Below are 6,144 nucleotides of genomic sequence, written 5' to 3'. Positions count from 1 at the left end.
GAGTGGGTCTGGCCCCGCACGACCCTGCCTGAGGAGGTGGTGGTGAAGCTGATGACGGCCTCGACCGACCCGGACGACCTGGTGACCGCCGACGAGATCGCCTCGTCACTCCCCTTCTCCCGGCAGATCCCGGACTCCTACTACCGCAGCCTGCCGACCCACCCGAACCCCAAGCTGCGCATCCAGGCCACCTTCACCTGGCAGAGCCTCACCGACGACCAGCGCGAGGCCCTCCGGGCCGACCCGGACCCGGCCGTCCGGGCCGCCGCGCAGCGGGGCGACCGGGAGTACGACCCGGCCGCGACCGAGGCCGACCTCCCCGAACGGGACTGCCACGCCCGCGTCCACATCCTGCTCCACCACGCACTCCCGCAGTCCGTGATCGACCGGTGCTTCGCCGATCGGCGCAACCTCTGGTCACTGGCCACCAACCGGCACACCCCCGCCGACGCGGTCGACCGCCTGGCCCGCGATCCCGACCGCACGGTCCGCCTCGCGGTCGCGCAGCGGAACGACGTCGGCCCCGAGGTGCTGGCCCTCCTGGCAGAGGACCCGGACGAGGAGGTTCGCGCCCACGCAGCGGTCCGCCCGCTGTTCCAGGCACGACCGCACAGCTCCCCCGGGTGGCAGCCCCCCGCCCCGGCCGGCCCCGAACTCACCGCCTGGTACCGGGCCTGCGCCACCTCACCCCACCTGCTGGCCCGTCAGGCCGTGGCCGGCTCGCCGATGCTCCCGCCGGAGCTGATCCCGCTGCTGGCCGCCGACCCCGACCCGTCGGTCCGCCACCTGCTCGCGGAGTACCAGGAGAACGCACCCGCCGAAACCGTCCTGGAGGCGTTCGTCGCCCGGCCCGACCTGCGCGAGACCCTCCACCTGACGACCCGTCTCCCCCGCACCGGCCTGGCGCACCTCCTCGCCCACCATGACCCCGGCGTCCGCGCCCTGGCCGCCGCCGACCCGACCCTCCCCGAGCCCCCGGTCGCCCTCCTCGACGACCCGTCCCCCGAGGTCCGCCGGGCAGCGGCCACCAACCCCCTCCTCCCGGCCGACGTCCTGGAAACCCTCCTCCAGGACCCCGACCTCGCCCGCCCGGCAGCCGCCAACCCCTCCCTCACCGGCCCCCGCCTCCACGCCCTCCTCGACGCCGCCGGCCTCGCCCGCCCATGACCCGCCCTCAGAAGCCCCCGCCCCAGCCGAAGGTGAGCCCGTACGCCCGCCCCATCGCGTGCCACCCGCGCCCGCCGTCGTACCGGACCCACACCCGGGCGACGCCGAACCACACCGCGAACACCCCGAGCACGACACCAACCGCGACGACCTTCCCGAAGCACGCCAACAGCACCACCGCGACGACCACCAGCCCCGCCCCGAGGTGAGCGGCCCCCAGCTCCAACGGCGCCTCGGCCCGCGCCACCCGCCCCGCCGCCCGCTCCTCGGCGAGCCGCCGCTCCCGCACGTCCTGCGGTTCGTCCTGGTCGAAGTACACGGCGCCTCTCGGAAACTCTGCTCGGGGATCGATCGCACACGAGGCTACGTCAGCGGGCCCGCCGCCGACCGAAGGTGGAACGGTACGCACGCCTGACGGCGACCGGCCACTCCTCGCCGTCACTCCGCGCCACAGCGAGGTTGAGCACGTACACCAGCAGCATCACCGCGGCGAGCACCCACACGAACTCCAGCACGCCTCGATACGCGGAGAGGGCCATGGCCCCGGCCACCCCCACCGCCCCGACGTGCGCCCACCCGAGGTCGAGCGGCGCCGCGAGCCGCGCCGCCCTCCGCTCCTCCCTGACCGCGGCCCGCCTCTCCCGCGCCGCCACCTTCGCCGCCGCCCGCTCCCCGGCGAGCCGCCGCTCCCGCACGCCCTGCGGTTCGTCCTGGTCGAACTTCACGTGTCCCCCGATGGCTCTACAACTCACGACTCATCCGACTGCGGAGACTAACCCCCCTGACGCCCCGTCATCCGGGCGGGGCACCTCAGTCTCGCCGCCACGTGACATCCTGGCCGTCATCAACAGAGCGAGGAGGAAAACCTCACTTCATGCACAAGCCAACTGCAGCCCTGCGTACTCTTTCCGAGATCGTCATCAGCGCGAATGTGGGAGTGATTCACCTGAGGCGAGTCGGCGAACTACTGGTGGCGAGGGCCGAGCTGAGCAACCGGATTCTCTACTCAGACCGAAAAATCAATGTCCTGATGAATTCCTCGCTGATCTCATGTTCGGAACCGCTGCCGTCGAGCAATCCTATGTGAGCGCCTGGGAGGCGTGCGAATCAGGCACCGACGAATGGCGCACGAGCGAAGGGCTTCCAACCCTGGACAGTGCATTGCACCGCGCCGCCGAGTACTAGCTCGAGATCGCCGGGCAAGCATGGTCGACCCCTGAGGTGCAGTCTCGACCTTCTGTACGAAATCCAGCCATGGCCACGAAGGACGCTGTCAAGGGAGGGCTGACCAATGCTAAAAGGCATCCACGCAGTTCGATGGCATGAGCTCCAGGATGCCTGCGGCCCCGCCCGGGACGTTCCCGACCTGCTCTCACGGGCAGCCTGGGGCGACGCTCCGAGCTCTCGGGATGCAATCGATCGCCTCAAGGACCACATCTGCGAACTCGGCTTCGTCGTGAGAGAGGCGACCGCTCCGACCATTCCTTTCCTGGTGGAATTGGCCGAAGCGCCACACATCCAGTGCAGGCCGGAGATCCTTGATCTGCTGCTGAGCATCGCACGGGCCAACCAATGGAGCAACGCAGCGGCAGCCATGCCGTCGGATCGCGCCGGCGACTACGCGGAACCGTTGGACTGGGAACGTGCATGCCGCTCTGCGCTCCACGACGCCGCGCCCTCCCTGCAAAAGCTGGCGTCATCCCTGGAAAGCGACGTAGCACAACCGGCCCGTGAAATTATTCAGCTCCTGAAAGGGTCCGACGATTCGGGCCGACAATCTCATGAACATGCGCCTCGGCAACGGATGGATCCATGGATGTCGCAATAAGCGGACGGTCTGCGCAGAGCCTCGGCCGGGGTTCTCCAACCGAGCCTCCGGCAGGCCCTCCTGACGACCCGCCACCCGATCGGAGCGCTGCGGGTGCGGCGCGCCGACGGGCCGTCCTACGGTGCCGGGGTGGGGGCGGACCTACGAGAGGTGAGCAGTTCCATGGCAGCGAAGTTCGAGCTCTACACCGATGAGTCGGGTGTGCACCGGTTCCGTCTCAAGGCCAGCACGGGCGCCGTGATCATCACCAGCGAACCGTACGAGACCCAGGAACAGTGCATGAAGAGCATCGAGTCGATCCGCAAGGCCGCGCCGTACGCGAAGGTCTCCGAGGCCGGCGCGGCGGCACCGGCGTAGCCCGCCGCACCGGAGGCCGGCCCACGACGACGAGGTGGGCCGGCCTCCGGTGCGCGTGCGCGACCGTCCGTCAGTAGACGCTGACGCCGTAGGCGGCGAGCGCCTCGGTGACGGGCTGGAAGAAGGTGGTGCCGCCGCCGCTGCAGTTGCCGGAGCCGCCGGAGGTGAGGCCGTGGGCGGTGTTGCCGGAGAAGAGGGCGCCGCCGCTGTCGCCGGGCTCGGCGCAGACGGTGGTCTTGATCAGGCCGCGGACGCTGCCCTCGGCGTAGTTGACGGTGGCGTTGAGGGCGGTGACCTTGCCGCTGTGCACCTTGGTGGTGCTGCCGCTGCGGGTGACGGTGGTGTTGACCGTCGGGGTGGAGGCGGCGGTGATCCGGCGGGTGGTGCCGTTGTAGAGGTCCACGCTGGAGGGCGGCACCGAGCCGTTGGTGTACTTGACGATGGCGAAGTCGTCGCCCGGGAAACGGGAGTTGGTGGTGTCGCCCAGCTTGGTGGTGTGCCCGGAGGTGGTGTACCAGGACGGGGCGTCGTTGCCGCAGTGACCGGCCGTCAGGAAGTAGTAGGTGGTGCCCTTGCGCACGTTGAAGCCGAGCGAGCAGCGGAAGTTGCCGCCGTAGATGGCGTCACCCCCGGCCAGCTTGATGCTCAGGGTCCCGGGCACCCGCTCGACCCGCACCGCCCCGCCGAGCTGCTCCGCCACTCCGGCGACCTGGGCCAGCCGCTCCCCGCCCACGCTGTCGTCCACCGTCAGCACCACCTGGTTGCTCACCGGATCGACCGCCCAGGCCGTCCCGGGGACGGTGGCCCGGCGGTCCAACTCGGAGGTGGCCGAGGCCAGTTCGGCACCACTACGACTCACCAACCGGGGCAGCGCACCGGTCACCCGCACCTGCTGCGCGGCGGCCGGGTCGGTGACGTTGACCACCAGGCGGCCGCTGTCGTCCAGGTAGGAGCCGGCCGTGCGGCCCTCGCCCAGGCTCTGCTGCAGCCCCTCGGCGAGGGCGGTGACCTGGTCGCCGGTGGGGGCCGGGCGGGCGGTGGCGGTGGTGGGTGCGGCCAGTGCGGCGGTGGTGGCGAGCAGGGCGGTGGCCGCGAGCAGGGCGGCGGGGCGGCGGTTCCTCATGGGTCTCTCCGTGGGGGTTCAGGAGCCGGGGGAGGCGTTTCCTCCCCTCCACCATCCGGCCGCCCCATGCACACGTCAATCCGGGCCGCCCTGCCAATCCGCCCGTCAACTCGCCATTGCCTCACGAGAGTTCACCTTCCGTCGCTACCCCAGCCGCTCTGCTCCGTCCGGGTGCAGCGTGGTCACACCGCCCCGGACCACCAGCGCTTGGCCGTCCCGCAGCGCACGGTGCGGCACACCCGTCCGGCGGTACTCCGCGGCCACCCGCCCCAGCGCCTCGCTCTCCGGATGCCCGGGGGAATCCACGTGCGGCACCACCACGTAGTCCAGCACCCCCAGCCCGTCCCACCGCACGGCCGCCCCGTCCCCGTACGCCACCGCCACGTCCGCCGGGTCGTCGCACCCCTCCAGCCCCCGCAGGCTCCTCCCGAGCACCGCCGGCCCGGCGCTGTACCCGGCGTAGACCAGCTCGTCCCGCCGCACCATCCCGGTCAGCACCACGTCCGCCCCGCTGCGCGCCAGCGCCTCGCGCAGTACGAAGACGTTCCCACCCCTCACCCACACCACCGGGTACCGCGCCAACTCCTCCGCGACGGCTCCGGGTTCACCCCCGAACCACTCCCGGAGATCCACCTCCACCGGCGCCAGCCCCAACCCCGCCAACGCCACGAACTCGCGCTCCACCCCGGCCCGCCGCACCTCCCCCGGCGCGGCATCCATCGCGTTCGCCACCACCCCCACCGGGCACCCGGCCCCCACCCGCCCGAGCAGCCCCACCAACTCCTCCGGGCAGTCACCGAGCCGGAACGAAGACAGATACAGTCGCATCCGCCCACACTAGCCACCCGCCCGGAAGCCTCCGCGGACAGCTCGACCACCCTGGTCACGGCCGACCAGTACGACTCCTGGCCCGAGAGCCGCTGCTCCGCCCTCGAGATCGTGGACGGCCTCGCAACGCCCACCCCGCCCACCCAAACGCCACCGCCGACTGGCCCGTCCCCTCGCCAACGCCCTCGACACGGCCACCCCACTCGAGGACACGCTCGTCCGACGGGTCGCCAGTGATCGCTTGACCTCAAGTGCACTTCAAGTTGAAGGATGGTGCACAGCTCCCGGGAAGCCCGGGGCAGTCGAGGAGGGGTGTCGTCATGGAGCAGCCGCAGATCACCGGGGTCGCCGCGCCGCAACAGGACGTGGACGCGATCGTCGGCCTGGTCGCCGCCGTCGAGAAGGCCCAACAGGCCGCCGCCCCGGACGACTTCCTCGCGCACTTCCGGCCCGACGCGATCTGGACCACCGGGCACGGCAAGCTGCTGATCGGATTGGAGGAGATCGCCGCCTTCACCCGCGCCGTGCTGCCGCCCACCGCCACCGCCCTGGTCACCGCGAGCTACGACGTCGCCCACATCCTCTTCATCCGGCCGGACCTGGCCGCCGTGAAGGTCCGTCAGCGGCCGCTGAACCGCGCCGACGGCCGCCACCTCGACGAGATCTTCCGCGGCCACCCGGACCCGGCCGCCCTCGCCCAGGAGCACCCCGAGGCGCGCCCCGGCAACCCGACCTACGTCCTCGCCAAGGACGACGGCACCTGGCGCATCGCCGCCGCCCAGAACACCACCGTCCAGGACCCGGAGACCCTGGCCGCCCGTCCGTGAACAGCCGCGAGGTC

Annotated in this window: 8 protein-coding genes; 4 read left to right on the top strand and 4 right to left on the bottom strand. The window is 71.5% G+C overall.

Features of this window, described 5'->3' with window-relative positions:
* Positions 1-1,167 (top strand): hypothetical protein (locus ABD946_RS06895; RefSeq protein WP_345281112.1); only part of this gene is annotated, 1,167 nt, incomplete at its 5' end.
* 7 nt (positions 1,168-1,174) lie between these two features.
* On the opposite strand, the gene ABD946_RS06890 is transcribed toward ABD946_RS06895, so the two are convergent.
* Both ABD946_RS06890 and ABD946_RS06885 read right to left on the bottom strand, forming a co-directional pair.
* The gene (locus ABD946_RS06890) at positions 1,175-1,486 is read right to left on the bottom strand and encodes a hypothetical protein (protein WP_345281111.1); all 312 of its coding nucleotides are present in this window, start codon (positions 1,484-1,486) and stop codon (positions 1,175-1,177) included.
* A gap of 49 nt (positions 1,487-1,535) precedes the next feature.
* Positions 1,536-1,892: a hypothetical protein gene (locus ABD946_RS06885; RefSeq protein WP_345281109.1), complete on the bottom strand. Its 357-nt coding sequence runs from the start codon at positions 1,890-1,892 to the stop codon at positions 1,536-1,538.
* 566 nt (positions 1,893-2,458) lie between these two features.
* Here ABD946_RS06885 and ABD946_RS06880 point away from each other — a divergent pair.
* Together ABD946_RS06880 and ABD946_RS06875 are read left to right on the top strand one after the other, a co-directional pair.
* Positions 2,459-2,995 (top strand): hypothetical protein, encoded by a 537-nt coding sequence (locus ABD946_RS06880; RefSeq protein ID WP_345281107.1) that lies wholly within the window; start codon positions 2,459-2,461, stop codon positions 2,993-2,995.
* Between the two features lie 162 nt (positions 2,996-3,157).
* Entirely contained in the window at positions 3,158-3,352 is a 195-nt protein-coding gene (locus tag ABD946_RS06875) for a YegP family protein (protein ID WP_345281106.1), read from the top strand.
* A gap of 70 nt (positions 3,353-3,422) precedes the next feature.
* On the opposite strand, the gene ABD946_RS06870 is transcribed toward ABD946_RS06875, so the two are convergent.
* Both ABD946_RS06870 and ABD946_RS06865 read right to left on the bottom strand, forming a co-directional pair.
* Positions 3,423-4,475, bottom strand: a complete 1,053-nt coding sequence (locus tag ABD946_RS06870; RefSeq protein WP_345281104.1) for a S1 family peptidase — start codon at positions 4,473-4,475, stop codon at positions 3,423-3,425.
* Positions 4,476-4,619: 144 nt separating this feature from the next.
* Complete coding sequence (locus tag ABD946_RS06865) at positions 4,620-5,303, bottom strand: Type 1 glutamine amidotransferase-like domain-containing protein (RefSeq protein WP_345281102.1); 684 nt, start codon at positions 5,301-5,303, stop codon at positions 4,620-4,622.
* 320 nt (positions 5,304-5,623) lie between these two features.
* Between ABD946_RS06865 and ABD946_RS06860 the strand changes: the two genes are divergently transcribed.
* On the top strand, positions 5,624-6,130 hold the full coding sequence (locus ABD946_RS06860) for an SgcJ/EcaC family oxidoreductase (protein WP_345281100.1): 507 nt from the start codon (positions 5,624-5,626) through the stop codon (positions 6,128-6,130).
* Positions 6,131-6,144 lie beyond the last annotated feature (14 nt).

Origin of the sequence: Kitasatospora albolonga (genome assembly GCF_039535905.1) — a bacterium.
Classification (GTDB): Bacteria; Actinomycetota; Actinomycetes; order Streptomycetales; family Streptomycetaceae; genus Kitasatospora; species Kitasatospora albolonga.
Note: the sequence above shows the minus strand (reverse complement) of the source record. Positions and strands in the feature narration are given on the sequence as shown.

Coding starts and splice junctions, on each gene's coding strand:
- ABD946_RS06880 (WP_345281107.1), top strand. CDS start 2,459: ATGCTAAAAGGCATCCACGCAGTTCGATGGCATGAGCTCCAGGATGCC.
- ABD946_RS06875 (WP_345281106.1), top strand. CDS start 3,158: ATGGCAGCGAAGTTCGAGCTCTACACCGATGAGTCGGGTGTGCACCGG.
- ABD946_RS06870 (WP_345281104.1), bottom strand. CDS start 4,475: ATGAGGAACCGCCGCCCCGCCGCCCTGCTCGCGGCCACCGCCCTGCTC.
- ABD946_RS06865 (WP_345281102.1), bottom strand. CDS start 5,303: ATGCGACTGTATCTGTCTTCGTTCCGGCTCGGTGACTGCCCGGAGGAG.
- ABD946_RS06860 (WP_345281100.1), top strand. CDS start 5,624: ATGGAGCAGCCGCAGATCACCGGGGTCGCCGCGCCGCAACAGGACGTG.